18 protein-coding genes are annotated in these 16,213 nt (G+C 65.1%); 16 read left to right on the top strand and 2 right to left on the bottom strand.

Features of this window, described 5'->3' with window-relative positions; translation table 11 throughout:
* The first annotated feature begins 107 nt into the window (after positions 1-107).
* The 4 genes from IP85_RS19175 to IP85_RS19165 all read left to right on the top strand — a co-directional run bounded on the left by IP85_RS19175 (position 108) and on the right by IP85_RS19165 (position 1,906).
* Complete coding sequence (locus IP85_RS19175) at positions 108-515, top strand: phage major tail protein, TP901-1 family (RefSeq protein WP_054151277.1); 408 nt, start codon at positions 108-110, stop codon at positions 513-515.
* A gap of 7 nt (positions 516-522) precedes the next feature.
* Positions 523-924 (top strand): gene transfer agent family protein, encoded by a 402-nt coding sequence (locus IP85_RS19170; protein ID WP_156322995.1) that lies wholly within the window; start codon positions 523-525, stop codon positions 922-924.
* Positions 921-1,124, top strand: coding sequence for a rcc01693 family protein (locus IP85_RS22060; protein ID WP_082347826.1), 204 nt, complete (start codon positions 921-923; stop codon positions 1,122-1,124). Before IP85_RS19170 ends, IP85_RS22060 begins: the two co-directional genes overlap by 4 nt.
* Before the next feature lie 173 nt (positions 1,125-1,297).
* Complete coding sequence (locus tag IP85_RS19165) at positions 1,298-1,906, top strand: phage tail tape measure protein (protein WP_054151278.1); 609 nt, start codon at positions 1,298-1,300, stop codon at positions 1,904-1,906.
* A gap of 53 nt (positions 1,907-1,959) precedes the next feature.
* Here the strand turns inward: IP85_RS19165 and IP85_RS19160 are convergent, their stop codons facing one another.
* The gene (locus IP85_RS19160; protein ID WP_054151276.1) at positions 1,960-2,364 is read right to left on the bottom strand and encodes a type II toxin-antitoxin system VapC family toxin; all 405 of its coding nucleotides are present in this window, start codon (positions 2,362-2,364) and stop codon (positions 1,960-1,962) included.
* Complete coding sequence (locus IP85_RS19155) at positions 2,364-2,609, bottom strand: type II toxin-antitoxin system VapB family antitoxin (RefSeq protein ID WP_054151275.1); 246 nt, start codon at positions 2,607-2,609, stop codon at positions 2,364-2,366. Before IP85_RS19155 ends, IP85_RS19160 begins: the two co-directional genes overlap by 1 nt.
* Positions 2,610-2,812: 203 nt before the next feature.
* Here IP85_RS19155 and IP85_RS19150 point away from each other — a divergent pair, with 203 nt between their 5' ends.
* From IP85_RS19150 to IP85_RS19095, 12 genes are all read left to right on the top strand, one after another.
* Positions 2,813-3,445: a DUF2460 domain-containing protein gene (locus IP85_RS19150; RefSeq protein WP_054151274.1), complete on the top strand. Its 633-nt coding sequence runs from the start codon at positions 2,813-2,815 to the stop codon at positions 3,443-3,445.
* Entirely contained in the window at positions 3,442-4,338 is an 897-nt protein-coding gene (locus tag IP85_RS19145) for a DUF2163 domain-containing protein (protein WP_054151273.1), read from the top strand. Before IP85_RS19150 ends, IP85_RS19145 begins: the two co-directional genes overlap by 4 nt.
* A 132-nt stretch (positions 4,339-4,470) precedes the next feature.
* A complete protein-coding gene (locus IP85_RS19140; RefSeq protein WP_054151272.1) occupies positions 4,471-4,986 on the top strand; it encodes an NlpC/P60 family protein in 516 nt (171 codons plus the stop codon).
* Between the two features lie 2 nt (positions 4,987-4,988).
* Positions 4,989-8,768 (top strand): glycoside hydrolase TIM-barrel-like domain-containing protein, encoded by a 3,780-nt coding sequence (locus IP85_RS19135; RefSeq protein WP_054151271.1) that lies wholly within the window; start codon positions 4,989-4,991, stop codon positions 8,766-8,768.
* A 23-nt stretch (positions 8,769-8,791) separates the two neighbouring features.
* A complete protein-coding gene (locus IP85_RS19130) occupies positions 8,792-9,001 on the top strand; it encodes a hypothetical protein (RefSeq protein WP_054151270.1) in 210 nt (69 codons plus the stop codon).
* A 377-nt stretch (positions 9,002-9,378) separates the two neighbouring features.
* The gene (locus tag IP85_RS19125) at positions 9,379-9,618 is read left to right on the top strand and encodes a hypothetical protein (RefSeq protein WP_054151269.1); all 240 of its coding nucleotides are present in this window, start codon (positions 9,379-9,381) and stop codon (positions 9,616-9,618) included.
* Between the two features lie 45 nt (positions 9,619-9,663).
* A complete protein-coding gene (locus tag IP85_RS19120) occupies positions 9,664-10,329 on the top strand; it encodes a response regulator transcription factor (protein ID WP_006727294.1) in 666 nt (221 codons plus the stop codon).
* The gene (locus IP85_RS19115; RefSeq protein ID WP_054151268.1) at positions 10,326-11,720 is read left to right on the top strand and encodes an ATP-binding protein; all 1,395 of its coding nucleotides are present in this window, start codon (positions 10,326-10,328) and stop codon (positions 11,718-11,720) included. Before IP85_RS19120 ends, IP85_RS19115 begins: the two co-directional genes overlap by 4 nt.
* Positions 11,721-11,843: 123 nt before the next feature.
* Positions 11,844-12,251, top strand: a complete 408-nt coding sequence (locus IP85_RS19110) for a hypothetical protein (RefSeq protein ID WP_054151267.1) — start codon at positions 11,844-11,846, stop codon at positions 12,249-12,251.
* Between the two features lie 181 nt (positions 12,252-12,432).
* Entirely contained in the window at positions 12,433-13,653 is a 1,221-nt protein-coding gene (ccmI, locus tag IP85_RS19105; protein WP_054151266.1) for a c-type cytochrome biogenesis protein CcmI, read from the top strand.
* Positions 13,650-14,102 (top strand): cytochrome c maturation protein CcmE, encoded by a 453-nt coding sequence (ccmE, locus tag IP85_RS19100; RefSeq protein WP_054151265.1) that lies wholly within the window; start codon positions 13,650-13,652, stop codon positions 14,100-14,102. Before ccmI ends, ccmE begins: the two co-directional genes overlap by 4 nt.
* Entirely contained in the window at positions 14,099-16,087 is a 1,989-nt protein-coding gene (locus tag IP85_RS19095) for a heme lyase CcmF/NrfE family subunit (RefSeq protein WP_054151264.1), read from the top strand. The genes ccmE and IP85_RS19095 overlap by 4 nt, the downstream gene beginning before the upstream one ends.
* The last annotated feature ends 126 nt before the right edge of the window (positions 16,088-16,213 follow it).

Here is a 16,213-nt window from a genome sequence, read left to right as displayed (position 1 = left end):
CCCCCCCCCCGCCGCTCTGCGGCGACCTCCCCCCTCAAGGGGGAGGTGGGAGCGCCGCCGGCGCCTCGCCCGAAAACATTCACAGACATCATCAAAGGAGAGACGCCATGGGTGCGCAGAAGGGCAAGGATCTGTTGCTGAAGGTCGAGGATGGGGCGGGGTTTGTGACGGTGGCGGGCTTGAGGGCCAGGCGTCTTGCCTTCAATGCGCAATCGGTTGACGTGACCGATAGTGAAAGCGCTGGGCGCTGGCGGGAGCTGCTGGAGGGGGCAGGTGTCAGGCGGGCCGGATTGACGGGCTCCGGCCTGTTCAAGGATGCCGCTTCCGATGCGCTGATAAGGGCGGCCTTCTTTGCCGGTTCGATCCTGACCTATCAGGTGGTGATCCCGGATCTCGGCACGGTGACGGCGCCGTTTCAGGTGACGGCGCTGGATTATGCCGGCAATCACGACGGCGAGGTGACCTTCGAGATCGCGCTGGAATCGGCCGGTGCCGTTTCCTTCGCGGCGCTGTGAGGCGGCCATGCGGGGCTATGAACGCGAGATGCGCGAGCCGGTGACGGTCAACCGCGCCAACCGCCATCGCGGCGAGGTCGAAGGCGTCATCGACGGTGAGCGGCGCATCCTGTGTCTGACGCTCGGCGCGCTTGCCGAGCTCGAGACCGCTTTCGGCGCTGACAGTCTCACGGATCTCGCGACACGCTTCGCCGGCGGACGGCTGAAGAGCGCCGATCTGACGCGTATCCTCGCCTGCGGATTGCGTGGCGGGGGCAACCGGGTTTCCGATACGGATGTCGCCGAGATGGCGGTCGAGGGCGGCGTGGCGGGTGCAGCGAAACTGGTCGGCGAGTTGCTGGCCGTGACCTTCGGGGCCGAACCGGGCGCACAGGATCTGAGATCAGGCGAGGGCGGCAGCTCCCCTTGAGGGCCGCAGGCGGGCGAGCGGCGCGGCCGTTTCCCTGGGGATCGGTGATGACGCTCGGTCTCTCCCGCCTGCGGCTTTCTCCTGATGTGTTCTGGGGGCTGAGCTTGCCGGAGCTGGCGGCGATGGCGGGGGCTTTCGGTGAGCCTACCGGCCTGTCGCGGCGGGAGGTGGAGACCCTGATGCAGAAATTTCCAGATTGAGCGTCGGCGTGACCGCCTCTCCCTTCGGGGAGGAGGTGTGTTGCAGATTGCACCCCCTCGCCCTTCGAGGCCCTCACGGGGCGAGGGCGCCTCAGGGTGAGGGGAAAGTGCTGCCAGGCATCACGGATGTCTCTTGCCTGGCCGTCAGACCCTTTCACGAAAAGGACGTTTCCATGACTGATGACGACACACTGGCGGTCGCAGTCGACCTCGATGCGGCGGCAGCGCTTTCCGTGCTCGACGATCTCGAAAGCCGGTCGGCGAGTTTTGGCCGGGCGCTGACCTCGGCGTTGAAGGGCGCGACGACGGGCGGCAAGGGGCTGGAGGAAGTGTTGCGCGGGGTCGGGCTGCGATTGACCGATATTGCGCTCGCTTCGGGTCTGAAGCCGCTCGAGACAATGCTTGGCAATGCAGCGGGGAACCTAATCGGCAGTCTCTCCGCCGGGCTCGGATCGTCGATTTCGGGCGGGGTCACGGCCTTTGCCCAAGGCGGCGCGCCGGGACGGGTCACCCCTTTTGCCGACGGCGGCGTCGTGGCGGCACCGACTTACTTTCCGATGGCCGGTGGGAGCGGGCTGATGGGCGAGGCCGGGGCGGAGGCGATTTTGCCACTGAAACGCGGTGCGGACGGCGCGCTCGGGGTGGCGTCCGAGGGCAGCGTTGCAACCACGTTCATCCATTTCCAGGTGACGGCGAGCGATGCGGCAAGTTTTGCCAGAAGTGAGGGGCAGATCACGGCGATGCTGGCGCGCTCCGTGGGGCGCGGACGGCGGGGGATGTGAGTGGGGTAGCGAGTAGCGAGTGGCTTGCCCCTCATCCGGCGCCCGGCCTGTGCTCAGGCAACGACCTCCAGATCCGTGGCGCGAAACTCGTCGGCGGTTGCAATGATCGGGACGCCGTGGAATTTGGCGCAGGCATAATGCAGGCAGTCGCCGAGGTTCAGGCCGTGGCGACCCTGGCGGAAGCGATGGGCGGCCTCCGAGGAGAGCCGCACCGTCTCTGCGGCTGGCGGCAGATCGCGGATGTCGATGCCGCGGGCTTCGAGAAATTCCGTCACCAGAGCCTGAACCGCAGGCACCGGAAGGTCTAGCTTGTCCGGGCGGGCGAGACCGAGAACCGTTTCGAGGACCGCGACCGGGGATGTGAACGGCCGCGTGGCCGACGCGAGCGCATCGGACACCCGCTGCGCTTCCGGCTCGTCCGAGAGAAGGGCGATGATCGCGCAGGCGTCGACGAACATCAGTTGTCGTCCCACAGGTCATTGAAGACCTCGCGGGGAAGGGGGCTCCGGGCCCGCTCCGCCAGCACTACCTGGTGTTTTGTCCTGAGGCGCGCGGCCGTTTCCAGCGCTGTTTCGGCGCGATTGCGCCGTTCGATCGCCTCCTTCATGGCGATCACGATCGCATCGGTGATGCCGACGCCTGCCATCTGCGCAAACTGCCGCGTCAGCGCATCGGCTTCCGGATTGTTGACGTTGATGGCCATGACGGCTCCATGTAGATGTTTTCCGCTTTCAATGTAGATGGTCGTGGCCGGTTTTCCAAGGGGCGCCAGGCGCGCTGCCGTCCGGACTATCCGCGTGCGCTGCCGCCAAAGACAGAGGTCACCAGCCCTGCAGATCACTGCTCAGGCGCCCGTCTGACATTTCTCTTTTCTCTTTCTCGCAGTTTTATCGAACGGAGCCTTCCATGGCCTTTCACGAACAGCGTTTTCCGCTGCGTCTGTCGCTGTCCACGAGCGGCGGGCCGGGGCGGCAGACGGATATTGTGTCCTTGTCCAATGGTCGCGAGGCGCGCAATCGGCGCTGGCGGTTTTCCAGGCGCCGCTATGATGTCGGCACCGCAGTGCGCTCGGTCGCGGATCTCTATGCCGTGCTGGAATTCTTCGAGGCGCGCGGCGGGCAGTTGCACGGCTTCCGCTTTCGAGACCCGGTGGATTGCTCCTCGGCACGGTCCGGCGAGGCGGTGACGCCGCTCGACCAGTGGATCGGGGCGGGCGACGGCGAGACTGCGGCTTTCCAGCTGGTGAAGGCCTATGGCGATGGCGCGGCGGTCGAGCGGCGGCCGGTGGTGAAGCCGGTGGCGGGATCGGTTCGGGTTGCGCTTGACGGGGTGGAGCAGACGGGTGGTTTTTCCGTCGATGCGGCCACCGGGGTCGTCACCTTTGGACCCGGTCATGTGCCGGAAGAGGGAACGGAGATCCGGGCGGGTTTCGACTATGACGTGCCCGTTCGTTTCGACGCCGACCGGATCGAGATCGATCTCGAAGCCTTTCGGGCCGGGCGCATTCCCTCCATTCCGCTGATCGAGGTAATCCCATGAGAAGGCTTCCTGAAGCGCTTGCCACCCATGTTGCGACCGGCGAGACGACGCTGTGCCGCGCCTGGCGCGTCACCTGCCGGGACGGTTTTCGGCTCGGGTTCACCGAACATGACCAGCGGCTCGACTTCGCCGGCACGGTGTTCGAGCCGGGTACCGGCTTCTCAGCGACCGAGGCCAGTAGTGCAAGCGGTCTTGCAGCGCCGGGGGCCGAGGTGCGGGGCGGATTTTCGAGCGAGGCGATTACCGAAGCCGATCTCGCAGCCGGGCGCTTTGACGGGGCGCGGGTCGAGTGTTTTTTGATCAACTGGCAGGCGCCGGAAGAGCAGCACGCGCTTGTTACGGTGCAGGAAATCGGCGAGGTGAGCCGCGCGGGGCCGGGCTTTTCGGCGGAGCTCCGCAGCTTTGCCCATCGCCTGCAGCAGGCGGAGGGGCGGATCTACAACCGCCGCTGCGATGCGGATCTCGGCGATGACAGGTGCCGGGTGAACATGGACGTTGCGAACCGCCGGGTTATGGGCGTCGTTGCGGCGGTGTTGGCGGGGGACCGGCTGACGGTCTCTGGCCTACCGGGTCTGGGCGAGGGGCATTTCCGGCTCGGGCATGTGAGGTTCGACGACGAGCCTCTGGCCGGCAAGCGGCTGGCCATCGAGGAGAGCAGTGCTGTGGTGGGTGGGCTGATGACGCTGAGGCTCTGGTTGCCGCTGGAGGCGCGGCCGGCCGAAGGGGATGCCGTGACGCTGACGGTCGGCTGTGACAAGAGTTTTGCCACCTGTCGAGCAGTCTTCGGCAACCCGCTGAATTTTCGTGGCTTTCCGCACATGCCGGGCAGCGACTTTGCCTATTCCTATGTCAGTGGCGATAGCACCCATGATGGCGGGGTGTTGTATCGGTGAGGGCTTAAAAACCCTCCCCTTGAGGGGAGGGTCGGACCGAAGGTCCGGGGTGGGGTGAGCCTGGCTTGCTTCTCTTCGGTTCACCCCCCACCCGCCGCTTCCCGGTCATCACCTTCCCTCCGGAGCTTCCCCATGTCCGTCAACACATCCGTCCTGGCGATTGCCGGGACCTGGATCGGCACGCCCTATCGGCATCAGGGATCGGTGAAGGGGGTGGGCTGCGACTGCCTGGGGCTTGTTCGCGGGATCTGGCGGGAACTCTATGGCAAAGAGCCCGAGGCCGTGCCGGCCTATGCGCCCGACTGGGCGGAGCGGGCAGGCGAGGAGCGGTTGATCGCGGCGGCCGGGCGGCATTTTCTGGCCGTGGCCTCCTTGGCGGAGAGCCGGCCGGGCGATCTCGTGCTGTTTCGCTTTCGGCCGCATCTGGCGGCGAAACATGCGGGCATTCTGGCCTGCATGGTGTCGGAAGGGGGCGGCTTTGACATGGACGCCGACGGGCCGCGCTTTTCGGCGGAATACGCTCCCAGTCAGCCGCCGCCCGACGCCTTCATCCATGCTTATGAACAATCGGCGGTGACGCTATCGGCGCTCGTGCCGGCCTGGCGGCGCAGGATTGCCGGCATCTACCGCTTCCCCGAAAGGATCTGAAGATGGCGACCATTCTTCTGCAGGCGGCGGGTGCTGCCCTCGGCTCCGTCTTCGGTCCGGTCGGAGCGGCGATCGGCCAGGCGGCCGGCGCGCTTGCCGGCAGCATGATCGATCGGAGCCTGCTGTCTGGCACCCGCGAAGTGAACGGCGCACGGCTGTCTTCGGCGCGCATTTCAGGCGCCAGCGAAGGCAGTGTCATTCCGAGGCTCTACGGCACTGCGCGGCTGGGCGGCACGCTGATCTGGGCGACGCGTTTTGAGGAAGAGACTGTGACCGAGCGTAGCGGCGGAAAATCCTCCGGCGGCACGCGCACCACGACCTATCGCTACTATGCCAATCTGGCGCTCGGGCTCTGCGAGGGGCCGATCGCGGGCGTGCGGCGGGTCTGGGCGGACGGGCGCGAACTCGACACAACCGAAATCGAGATGCGCGTCTATCGCGGATCGGAAAGCCAGCCGGCCGATCCGCTGATTGCGGCGAAGCAGGGGGCGGCCAATGCGCCGGCCTATCGGGGGCTAGCCTATGTCGTCTTCGAGCGGCTGCCGCTCGACGATTTCGGCAACCGCATTCCGCTGATCCAGTTCGAGGTGATGAGACCCGTCGGGGCGCTGGAAGAGAAGATCCGGGCGGTGACGATGATTCCCGGCGCGACCGAACACGGTTATGCGACGGTGAGGATCTCGGATGCGCCGAGCGAGGGCGCGAAACGCTGGCTGAACCGCAACACGCTTGTTGCGGCGACGGACTGGCAGGCCTCGCTCGACGAATTGCAGGCGCTTTGCCCTGATCTCGAAAGCGTGGCCCTGGTGGTGGCCTGGTTCGGCACGGATTTGCGCGCCGGTGACTGCCGGGTACTGCCGGGGGTGGAGGTCGGCTACCGCAACGAGGAGAGCCGGCCCTGGAGTGTCGCGGGGCTGGCGCGGGGCGATGCCTATGTGGTGTCGCGCCACAGCGGTGGTCCGGCCTATGGCGGCTCGCCGAGCGACGAGAGCGTCATCGAGGCGATCAGGGACATCAAGGCGCGCGGGCTGAAGGTGACGCTCTATCCCTTCGTGCTGATGGATATTCCCGCCGGCAACGGCCTGCCCGACCCCTATGGCGGGGCCGAGCAGGCGGCCTATCCCTGGCGCGGACGGATCACGGCCTATCCTCCCGGAAGCGACAAGACGGCCTCGGCGCGGGCGCAGGTCTCCAGCTTCGTCTACCGCGGTGACGGGTATCGACGTCTCGTGCTGCATTATGCGGCGCTTGCCGCCGGTGCCGGCGGGGTCGACGCCTTCCTGCTGGGGTCGGAACTGCGCGGGCTGACCGCCCTGCGCGACGATGCCAACGCCTTTCCTTTCGTTGAGGCGCTGGTGGCGCTCGCCGGTGAAGTGCGCGGTTTGCTCGGCGGCGGGACGGCGATTTCCTATGGCGCCGACTGGACCGAGTATTTCGGCCATCAGCCGGCGGATGGCTCGGGCGATGTCTTCTTCCATCTCGATCCGCTCTGGGCGAGCCCTCACGTCACCGCCGTCGGCATCGACAACTATATGCCGCTCGCCGACTGGCGCGACGAGGATCTCGAGGCGGAAAGCCCTGACAGTTTCACCGGCATCGACGATGCGGAGGGATTTGCGCGGACGCTGACATCGGGCGAGGGGTTCGACTGGTTTTATGCCAGCGAGGCAGACCGTCGGGCGCGGGTGCGGACGCCGATCACCGATGGCGCCTATGGCAAGCCCTGGGTCTTCAGGTTCAAGGACCTGAAATCCTGGTGGGAGAACCCCCATTTCAACCGGATCGGCGGCGTCGAGCAGGCGAGCCCGACGGCCTGGATACCCGGGATGAAACCCTTCTGGATGACCGAAGTCGGTTGCGGAGCGGTCGACAAGGGAGCGAACCAGCCGAACATCTTCGTCGATGCCAAGTCGGCCGAGAGCGGAAGGCCTCACTTCTCGGCGGGCGCCCGCAGCGACAGCCAGCAGCGTCGGTTTCTGGAGGCGCATCTCGACCACTGGGCTGGCAGTCTCCTGCCGCCTGATATGGTCGATCCTTCGCATGTCTATGCCTGGACCTGGGACGCGCGGCCCTATCCGGCGTTTCCGCAGAACATGGCGCTCTGGGCAGATGGATCGAACTGGCGGACAGGGCATTGGTTGAACGGCCGCCTGGGTACGGCGACACTGGCCGACACGATTGCGGCGATCCTCAGGGATCATGGCTTTTCCGATTTCGACGTGTCGGAAGTGGCAGGCGATCTCGGCGGCTATGTAAAGGGGGATCTGACCTCGGCGCGCGACCTGATCGAGCCCTTGCTCGACCTCTTCCAGATCGACGTGATCGAGGACGCCGGGCGGCTGAAATTCCGCACTCGGCCGACGGCGAGCCTGGCTGCCCGCGAGATCACCGTCCTCGCCGACATCGCCGATCGCCCGCTCTGGAGCGAGACGCGCGGCCATGACAGCGATTTCGCCTCCGAGGCGCTGGTGACCTTTTATGATCCGGCGGCGGATTATGTCGAGGCGAGCGTGCGCTCGCGCAAGGTGGAGGCCGCGACCGATCGGCAGCTTGCGCGCGACCTGCCGGCGGCGATGCCGGAGGAGACAGCACTTGCTGCCGCCGAAGGCTGGCTGCGTGACAACCGGCTGGCGCGGCGCACGGTTCAGCTGGCGCTCGGGCCGCAGGAGATTGCGATCGAGCCCGGAGACGTTCTGCGCTTCCCCGAAGGACCGGACGGGCGTTTTCTGGTGCAGGGCATCGACGAGGGCTTTGAGCGTCGCCTGACCCTCAGGGCCTTCGCGGGCAAGGTCTCCGCACCCGTGCCGGTGGTTGAACCCGGACGGGTGGTCGACGGTGGCGGTGCGGCCGGCTTTGCGCCGGTCGTGCAATTTCTCGATCTGCCGAGGCTGGAGGGTGCAAGCCATGCCGGTGACGCGAGCGTTGCGGCATATGGCCGTCCCTGGCGGCGGCTTGCGGTATCGAGCTCTCCGGAAGCCGAGGGCTATCGGCTCAGGCTGACGCTGGATCGGCCAGCGACCCTGGGACGGCTTCTGGAGCCGCTTGCCCCCGGACCTGTCGGGCGCTTCGATGGGGCGAATGCCCTTGTAGTCGAGGTTCTAGCAGGAGCCTTTGCCTCGGCGAGCCGCATGGCTGTTCTCTCCGGCGCGAACCGGCTCGCGGTCCGGGCCAATACCGGCGGCTGGGAGGTCGTCGGCTTTGTCGAGGCCGAGGAGGTTGCGGTCGGACGCTTCCGGCTGACGGGCCTTTTGCGCGGGCTGGGAGGCACGGAGGACGCAGTCGTGGCTGGTGCCGCAGCCGGGGCCGAGGTCGTGGCTCTCGACGAAGCGGTCCGGCCGCTGGGGCTCGGGAATGCCGAACGCGGGGCCGCACAGAACTGGATCCTCGAGCCGATGGGGCTCGTGACCGAGATTTCGGGCCCGCATGTCTTTGCCGGCGGATTGCGGGCGGAGACGCCGCTTTCGCCTGTGCATGCGAAGGTGCTGCGGCAGGCCGCGGGCGATCTTTCGATCAGCTGGATCCGGCGCAGCCGCATCGAGGCCGATGCCTGGACAGACGGGAAGGTGCCGCTCGACGAGGCGCAGGAGCGCTACCGGCTGGAGATCCTTGATGGCGGCACCGTGCTTCGTGTGGCCGAGGTGACCGAGCCCGCCTGGACCTATGCCGTCGCCGATGAACTGACAGATTTCGGGCTGGCGCAGACGGCGCTTGGCCTCCGCATCCGCCAACTCGGACGGCTGGCCGCCGGCCTGCCGCTGGAGGCGGTGGTTCCCGTCGATTGAAAACCATTCAACAGGAGGATGACATGCTGGAGATGAAACCCTGGTACCAGTCGAAGACCGTCTGGGGCGCCCTGATTGCGATCGCTGCCCCGCTTCTCGGCAGGGCCGGACTGGAGCTCGGCGGCGCCGAGCAGGCCGAAATTGCCGATGCACTGACGACGCTTGCCGGTACGGTCGGAGGATTGCTCGCGCTCTACGGGCGGCTGACGGCGACGAAGGGCGTGGGTGGGTGAGGGCGGGCCGATGTTGCCAACTGCACCGATCCCCTCACTTGCGAAATCTGAAGTTTAGGCGGCTTACGCTCGCCTAAGCCTTCGATTTCGCTTTCTCCCCCACTATGGAGGGAAAGGAAGGGAGGGGCCGGCCGCATCATCTCCTCTGCCCTTTTGGGAGAGGTTACAAAATCGAGGGCTTAGCCCGATCAGGGCTAAACCTCAGATTTTGTTGGAGAGGGGGCCGACAAGGTGACCTCTGCGTCTTGCCCCCTGCGTGGCGGTCGTGATTGGCTCCCGACCGTGATCCACACTCTGAGCCCACGCATTCATTTGCCATTCAGACGCCTTGCGGTACATAATTTGCCAAAGTGGACGTCATCCAAGAAGAAGCAGCAATGGCATCTTTCATGAAATACACGGGCCTCGCATTGGCCGTGACCGTGGCGGCTTTGCCGGCGACGGTGGGCGATGCCGTGGCGGCGGATTGCAGACAAGCCGCGGAACGCGTGGTCGCCGAAGTTGGCGGGCAGTTGCTTTCCGTGCACGAATCGGGCGGTGAATGCGTGATCGTCGTGCTCGTGCCGGGCAATGGCAACGAACGGCCGCGCAAGGTCACGATGCGGGTCGCCGAGTGACCCGCCTCCGGGATTGAAGAGCTTTCCGCACCGAGGGGTGAACGCATGCGCATTCTCGTCGTCGAAGACGATGTCAATCTGAACCGCCAGCTTGTCGAGGCCCTGCAGGAAGCGGGATATGTCGTCGACAAGGCCTTTGACGGCGAGGAAGGCCATTTCCTCGGCGAGACCGAACCCTATGACGCCGTCATCCTCGACATCGGCCTTCCCGAGATGGACGGCATTACGGTGCTGGAGAAATGGCGCGCCGCAAGCCGGGTCATGCCGGTACTGATTTTGACCGCGCGCGACCGCTGGTCTGACAAGGTGGCCGGCATCGATGCAGGCGCCGATGACTATGTCACCAAGCCTTTTCATGTCGAGGAAGTGCTCGCCCGTATCCGCGCCCTGATCCGCCGTGCGGCAGGCCATGCATCCTCGGAAATCGTCTGCGGCCCCGTCCGGCTCGACACCAAAAGCTCGAAAGCCACTGTCGAAGGCGTGACGCTGAAGCTCACCTCGCATGAGTACCGGCTTCTGTCCTATCTCATGCACCATATGGGCGAGGTCGTGTCGCGGACCGAACTGGTCGAGCATCTCTACGACCAGGATTTCGACCGCGATTCCAACACGATCGAGGTCTTTGTCGGCCGTCTGCGCAAGAAGCTCGGCGTCGACATGATCGAGACCGTGCGCGGCCTCGGCTACCGAATCCAAGCCCCGGCGAAATGAGGATCCGCTCGCTCACCGCGCGCGTCCTGATCCTCGCCACGCTCTGGTCGGCGCTGGCCCTGGTGACGATTGCGGTAGCGATTTCAGCCCTCTATCGCCAGGGTGTCGAGCGCGGATTCAACAATCTCCTGCGCGCCCAGCTCTATAACGTCGTCAACTCGGTCTCGATCGGCGATAGCGACAGCCTGACCGGTTCGCCGGCGCTGGGTGATCTCAGGTTTTCCCAGCCAGCAACCGGCTGGTATTGGCTGGTTGAGCCGCTCGGCAACTATGCCACGGCACCGCTCGCCTCCGCCTCGCTCGGGGTCGCAAACCTGGCCGTCCCCGACGTGGACGCAACACCCTTCGACCAGAACTACGAACGCTATTACGAAATGACGGATGATGTCGGCAACCAGATAAGGGTTGCCGAAACCGAAGTGGTGCTCGACGACCAGGGACGGGCAGCACGCTTCCGCGTGTCGGGCAATCTGCAGGTGGTCGAAGACGAGATTGCCTTTTTCACCAGCCGTCTTTATGCGGCTCTCGCGGTGGTTGGTATTGGCGGCCTCGTCGTCAACGGACTTGCCATTCTCTATGGCCTGAAACCGCTCGACCGCGCGCGCCGGGCGCTGGAACGAATCCGGCGGGGCGAGGCCGAGCGGATCGAAGGTGATTTCCCGAGCGAAGTTCAGCCGCTTGCCAACGAGATCAACGCGCTGATCGACAGCAACCGCCGCATTGTCGAGCGGGCCCGCATGCAGGTCGGCAATCTCGCCCATTCCCTGAAAACGCCAATCGCCGTCCTTTTGAACGAGGCGCGGACCCTGGAGAAGAACCAGGCCGAAGTCATCGCGACCCAGGCCGAGGCCATGCAGGCGCAGGTAAGCTCCTATCTGAACAGGGCGCGGATCGCAGCCCAGCGCGACAGCGTGCTGGCCCGCACCGAGGCGCAGCCCGTCATGGAGCGGCTGGCGCGGGTGATGCGCAAGCTGAACGCCGATATCGTGTTTGAACTCGATGTCGCGCCGGACCTGACCTTTGCGATGGAGCAGCAGGATGTCGAGGAAGTTGTCGGCAACCTGCTCGAAAACGCCTCCCGCTTTGCCCGAACCAAGGTCGTCACCCGGGCCGTGATGACGACCCGTGATGGCGACACGACCGACGGCCGGCGCGGCTGGATCGAGGTGGTGGTCGAAGATGACGGGCCGGGGCTTGCCCCCGACCAGATCGGCGAGGCGCTGAAGCGCGGCCGAAGGCTCGACGAGAGCAAGCCCGGCACGGGGCTCGGGCTGTCGATCGTCAAGGAGATTTCGGGGGAATATCAAGGCTCTTTCGGCCTGTCGCGCGCCGGCATCGGTGGGCTTCGCGCACAGTTGATCCTACCAGCTGTGACCAAGGACACTGCATGATTGATTTTCCTGTGAAATTACATAGGTGTATAAGATGGCCTTGAGCCGGTCGAAGGCCGCGATCCGCTTCGCGCGAAACGATCGGCCTCGACAACAGAAATCGACGGGACTTGGAACGGTCTGATGGGTGTGAAGCACTTCGGGATACTTGCAACCACTGGCCTCGTGTCGCTCGCGCTTGCGGGCTGCACCACTTCGGGCGGCGGACGCAGCGCAATCGCCAATTCCGCGGTCTATATTTCTGCCTTGCAGGGGGGCATCGTATCCCGGACTGGCGTCGAACTCTCGCGCAGCCAGACGCAGCGGGCGCTCGAAGCCGAATATCGCGCGCTTGAGGCTGCCCCCGGTGGCCAGCCTGTAATCTGGGCAGGCGGCGAGGTGCGTGGGGAGGTCATTGCAGCCGCCCCATACCAGGTCGGCCAGCAGAACTGCCGCCAGTTCACCCACAAGGTTTTCACGGACGGCCGTGAACGCCAAGCCCGCGGCGCTGCCTGCCGCAACCCGAACGGCACCTGGACGCCGCTGAGCTGAGGCGAACCCGGGGCTGCTGATCCCGAGGATTTCAATCATTTGAACGCGCCTCCCACTTGACTTGGGTCAAGGCTGGGCGGGTTATGGTAACTTAGAGAATTCTTGCGGCCAAACGCCTCAACTTTCCGTCAGGCGAGGTTTGGCTGTTGGAAAGCACCTGTCCTTGACGTAATTGAGTTTCATGTTGTTCTGGATCATCTCCGCGCTTCTGACGGTCCTTGTTGCCGTCGTCCTGCTGTCCCCCTTGCTGCGGGCTTCGGCCCGAGCGACGCGTTATGACGAAGGCGAGGCGGCGGTCTATCGCGACCAGCTGCGCGAACTGGAGCGGGACAAGGCCGGGGGGCTTATTTCTCCCGAAGATGCCGACTATGCGCGCGCCGAAATCGGCCGTCGTCTGCTGGCGATCGCAGGTCGGGAGAAGGCCGGTGGCGAAGGCGAGGGGGACGAGCCCGCTGATGCCGCGGCGAAGCGTTCCGGCCGCCGTCGCTACACCTGGTCGCAAGCCTTCATCCTGCTCTGTCTTCCCGTGATCGGGCTTGCGGGCTATCTGGAAATCGGCAGCCCGGGCACACCCGATGCGCCGCTCGAAGCACGCATTGCCGACCCCGGCGACGATGTCGATCTGTTGGTGGCCAAGGTGGAGCGGCATCTCGCGACCACACCGGAAGACGGGAACGGCTGGAACGTGCTGGCGCCCGTCTATTTTCGTATTGGCCGCTATGACGATGCCGAGCTTGCCTTTCGCAATGCGATCCGCATTCTCGGGCCGGATGCCGAGCGTATGAACGGCCTCGGCGAGACCGTTGTCATGCGCAATGACGGGATCGTCACCGACGATGCCCAGATGGCCTTCCAGGCGGCGCTGAAGCTCGAACCCAACAATCCGCGTGCCGACTTCTATCTGGCGCTGGCGCTCGAGCAGTCCGGTCGCCGCGCCGAGGCGCTCACGGCCTTCCAGAACATCGCCAAGGCCTCGCCGCCGACGGCCCCCTGGATGCCACTGGTCAATCAGCATATTGCGGCCAACAGCGCCGGCGTGCCGCTTCTCGAACAGCCGGCACAGGCTGCGCCGGAAGGCGAAGCTCAGGCTCAGAACCCGGCAGCCCCGGGCAACCCGACGGCCGAGGACGTTGCCAATGCCGGAGCCATGTCGGAGGCTGATCGCGGCGAGATGATCCGCGGCATGGTGGCGAGCCTCGATGCACGGCTGAAGGAAGATCCGAATAATTTTGAAGGCTGGATGCGGCTTGTCCGCTCCTATGCGATGCTGAAAGACAAGGAACGGGCAGAAGCCGCGCTCAAGGAGGGCCTGAAAACCTTCCCGGCCGACGGCGCCGAGGGCCAGCAGCTGCTCGCAATGGCGAGGGAACTCGACCTGTCCGTTGAGGAGGTGAGCCAATGACCCGCAAACAGAAACGCCTGGCAGTGATTGGCGGTGGCATGGGTTTCATCCTGACCGCCGTGCTTCTGGTGATGTTCGCCTTTGGCCAGTCGATCGCCTATTTCTATGTGCCCAACGATCTTGCCGAATCCGATGTCCAGCCGGGCACCCGCATCCGCCTCGGCGGACTGGTCGAGACGGGTTCGCTGGTGCGCGGAGAAGGCTCGACGGTAACCTTCACAGTAACCGACACCCTGAGCCAGCTGCCCGTGACCTATACCGGCATCCTCCCCGATCTCTTCCGCGAGGGGCAGGGGGTCGTCGCCGAAGGTCGCTTCGAGGGCATGGGCAAGGTGTTCGTCGCCGATACCGTTCTCGCCAAGCATGACGAGAACTACATGCCGAAGGACGTTGCGGATCGTCTGGAGGCGCAAGGGGTTCAACTGAGCGGCAAGGAGAAGATCCAATGATCATCGAGCTTGGCCATTATGCCCTCGTTCTGGCGCTTGCCACCTGTCTCGTCGTCTCCATCCTGCCGGTGATCGGTGCGCGCCGCGGCGACGCGGCGATGATGGCGGTCGCGACCACCGGCACCTACGCGCTCTTCCTGCTCGTGGGCTTTTCCTTTGCGGTTCTGACCTACGGCTACGTCGTTTCCGACTTTTCGGTCCAGAACGTCTACGAGAACTCCCATTCGCTGAAGCCGATGATCTACAAGATCTCCGGCGTCTGGGGGAACCATGAAGGGTCGATGCTGCTCTGGGTGCTGATCCTGGCCTTCTTCAGCGCCATGGTCGCCTTTTTCGGCACCAACCTGCCGGACCGTCTGAGGGCGAATGTGCTGGCCGTGCAGGCCTGGATCACCGCCGCCTTCACGCTCTTCATCCTTCTGACGTCGAACCCCTTCATCCGTCTCTCGCCCATTCCGGCCGAGGGGCAGGACCTCAATCCGGTCCTGCAGGATATTGGCCTCGCGATCCATCCGCCGCTGCTCTATCTCGGCTATGTCGGCTTCTCGGTCTGCTTCTCTTTCGCGATCGCTGCGCTGATGGACGGTCGCATCGATGCCGCCTGGGCGCGCTGGGTACGGCCCTGGACGCTGGCTGCCTGGGTGTTCCTGACCGCCGGCATCTCCATGGGCTCCTACTGGGCCTATTACGAACTCGGCTGGGGCGGCTGGTGGTTCTGGGATCCTGTTGAAAACGCCTCGTTGCTGCCCTGGCTTGCGGGCACGGCGCTCCTGCATTCGGCGCTCGTGATGGAAAAGCGTGACGCTTTGAAAATCTGGACGGTGCTGCTCGCCATCATCGCCTTCTCGCTGTCGCTGCTCGGCACCTTCCTGGTGCGCTCCGGGGTTCTGACTTCGGTGCATGCCTTCGCCACAGACCCGACGCGCGGTGTTTTCATTCTCGGCATTCTCGTCATCTTCATCGGCGGCGCCTTCATGCTCTTTGCCCTGCGTGCGCCGCTTTTGAAGGCCGGCGGCTTGTTCCAGCCGATCTCGCGTGAAGGCGCGCTCGTCCTCAACAACCTGATCCTGACGGTGTCCACCGCCTCGGTGCTGATCGGCACGCTCTATCCGTTGTTGCTCGAGACGCTGACGGGCGAGAAGATCTCGGTCGGTCCGCCCTTCTTCAACATCACCTTCGGGCTTCTGATGATCCCGCTTCTGCTGGCGGTACCCTTTGGGCCGTTCCTCGCCTGGAAGCGCGGCGATCTGCTCGGCGCCTTGCAGCGCCTGTATGTGGCGGCGGCACTTTCGCTCGTTCTCGGTCTCGGCCTCTGGTACGCCCAGAACGGCGGGCCCGTGATGGCCGTGGGCGGTCTCGCACTCGCTTTCTTCGTCATGGGCGGCGCGGTCTCCGATCTCTGGTATCGCGCCGGTTTCGGAAAACATCCGGTCGCCACGGCTTGGGCTCGGTTGAAGGGCCTACCGCGCTCCGCCTTCGGTACGGCGCTCGGCCATTTCGGTGTCGGCGTCACGGTGCTCGGCGTCGTGGCTGTAACCACGTTCGAAACGGAAGCCGTGGTCGAGATGAAGCCGGGCATGACGGTGGAATCCGGTGGCTATGTCATCACCTTTGATGGCCTGCGCGCTGCCAACGGCCCGAACTACACCGAAGACCAGGGGCATTTCACCATCCGCGAGGGTGGTGTCGAAGTCGCCGATGTCTGGTCGTCGAAGCGGCTCTATACGGCCCGCCAGATGCCGACGACAGAAGCCGGCATCGTCACCTTCGGCTTCAGTCAGCTTTATGTCTCGCTGGGCGATCCGATGGCCGATGGCGGCATTGTCGTGCGGGTCTGGTGGAAGCCCTGGATCCTCTGCATCTGGTACGGCACGATCGTCATGATGGTCGGTGGTGTCGTGTCGCTGTCCGACCGCAGACTGCGGGTCGGTGCGCCGAAACGGGCCAAGGTGGCGGCAAAGCCGGTGCTGGAGGCTGCGGAGTGAGTGCGTGGTTTCAGAAGATTGCCCCTCACCCTGACCCTCTCCCCGCAAGCGGGGAGAGAGGATGGCAGGCGCTTGTGGCTTCGGCCTTCTCCCCGCTTGCGGGGAGAAGGTGGCGGCAGCCGGATG

This window comes from Rhizobium sp. AAP116, assembly GCF_001295785.1.
In the GTDB taxonomy this organism is placed as follows: Bacteria; Pseudomonadota; Alphaproteobacteria; order Rhizobiales; family Rhizobiaceae; genus Allorhizobium.
This window is presented reverse-complemented; position numbering and strand designations above follow the sequence as displayed.

What these genes read in the sequence shown, in the direction of transcription:
- IP85_RS19120 (WP_006727294.1), top strand. Translation starts at nt 9,664, where the DNA reads ATGCGCATTCTCGTCGTCGAAGACGATGTCAATCTGAACCGCCAGCTT.
- IP85_RS19160 (WP_054151276.1), bottom strand. Translation starts at nt 2,364, where the DNA reads ATGTTCGTCGACGCCTGCGCGATCATCGCCCTTCTCTCGGACGAGCCG.
- IP85_RS19155 (WP_054151275.1), bottom strand. Translation starts at nt 2,609, where the DNA reads ATGGCCATCAACGTCAACAATCCGGAAGCCGATGCGCTGACGCGGCAG.
- IP85_RS19175 (WP_054151277.1), top strand. Translation starts at nt 108, where the DNA reads ATGGGTGCGCAGAAGGGCAAGGATCTGTTGCTGAAGGTCGAGGATGGG.
- IP85_RS19125 (WP_054151269.1), top strand. Translation starts at nt 9,379, where the DNA reads ATGGCATCTTTCATGAAATACACGGGCCTCGCATTGGCCGTGACCGTG.
- IP85_RS19135 (WP_054151271.1), top strand. Translation starts at nt 4,989, where the DNA reads ATGGCGACCATTCTTCTGCAGGCGGCGGGTGCTGCCCTCGGCTCCGTC.
- IP85_RS19110 (WP_054151267.1), top strand. Translation starts at nt 11,844, where the DNA reads ATGGGTGTGAAGCACTTCGGGATACTTGCAACCACTGGCCTCGTGTCG.
- ccmE (WP_054151265.1), top strand. Translation starts at nt 13,650, where the DNA reads ATGACCCGCAAACAGAAACGCCTGGCAGTGATTGGCGGTGGCATGGGT.
- IP85_RS19115 (WP_054151268.1), top strand. Translation starts at nt 10,326, where the DNA reads ATGAGGATCCGCTCGCTCACCGCGCGCGTCCTGATCCTCGCCACGCTC.
- IP85_RS19130 (WP_054151270.1), top strand. Translation starts at nt 8,792, where the DNA reads ATGCTGGAGATGAAACCCTGGTACCAGTCGAAGACCGTCTGGGGCGCC.
- IP85_RS19165 (WP_054151278.1), top strand. Translation starts at nt 1,298, where the DNA reads ATGACTGATGACGACACACTGGCGGTCGCAGTCGACCTCGATGCGGCG.
- IP85_RS19150 (WP_054151274.1), top strand. Translation starts at nt 2,813, where the DNA reads ATGGCCTTTCACGAACAGCGTTTTCCGCTGCGTCTGTCGCTGTCCACG.
- IP85_RS19145 (WP_054151273.1), top strand. Translation starts at nt 3,442, where the DNA reads ATGAGAAGGCTTCCTGAAGCGCTTGCCACCCATGTTGCGACCGGCGAG.
- ccmI (WP_054151266.1), top strand. Translation starts at nt 12,433, where the DNA reads ATGTTGTTCTGGATCATCTCCGCGCTTCTGACGGTCCTTGTTGCCGTC.
- IP85_RS19170 (WP_156322995.1), top strand. Translation starts at nt 523, where the DNA reads ATGCGGGGCTATGAACGCGAGATGCGCGAGCCGGTGACGGTCAACCGC.
- IP85_RS19095 (WP_054151264.1), top strand. Translation starts at nt 14,099, where the DNA reads ATGATCATCGAGCTTGGCCATTATGCCCTCGTTCTGGCGCTTGCCACC.
- IP85_RS19140 (WP_054151272.1), top strand. Translation starts at nt 4,471, where the DNA reads ATGTCCGTCAACACATCCGTCCTGGCGATTGCCGGGACCTGGATCGGC.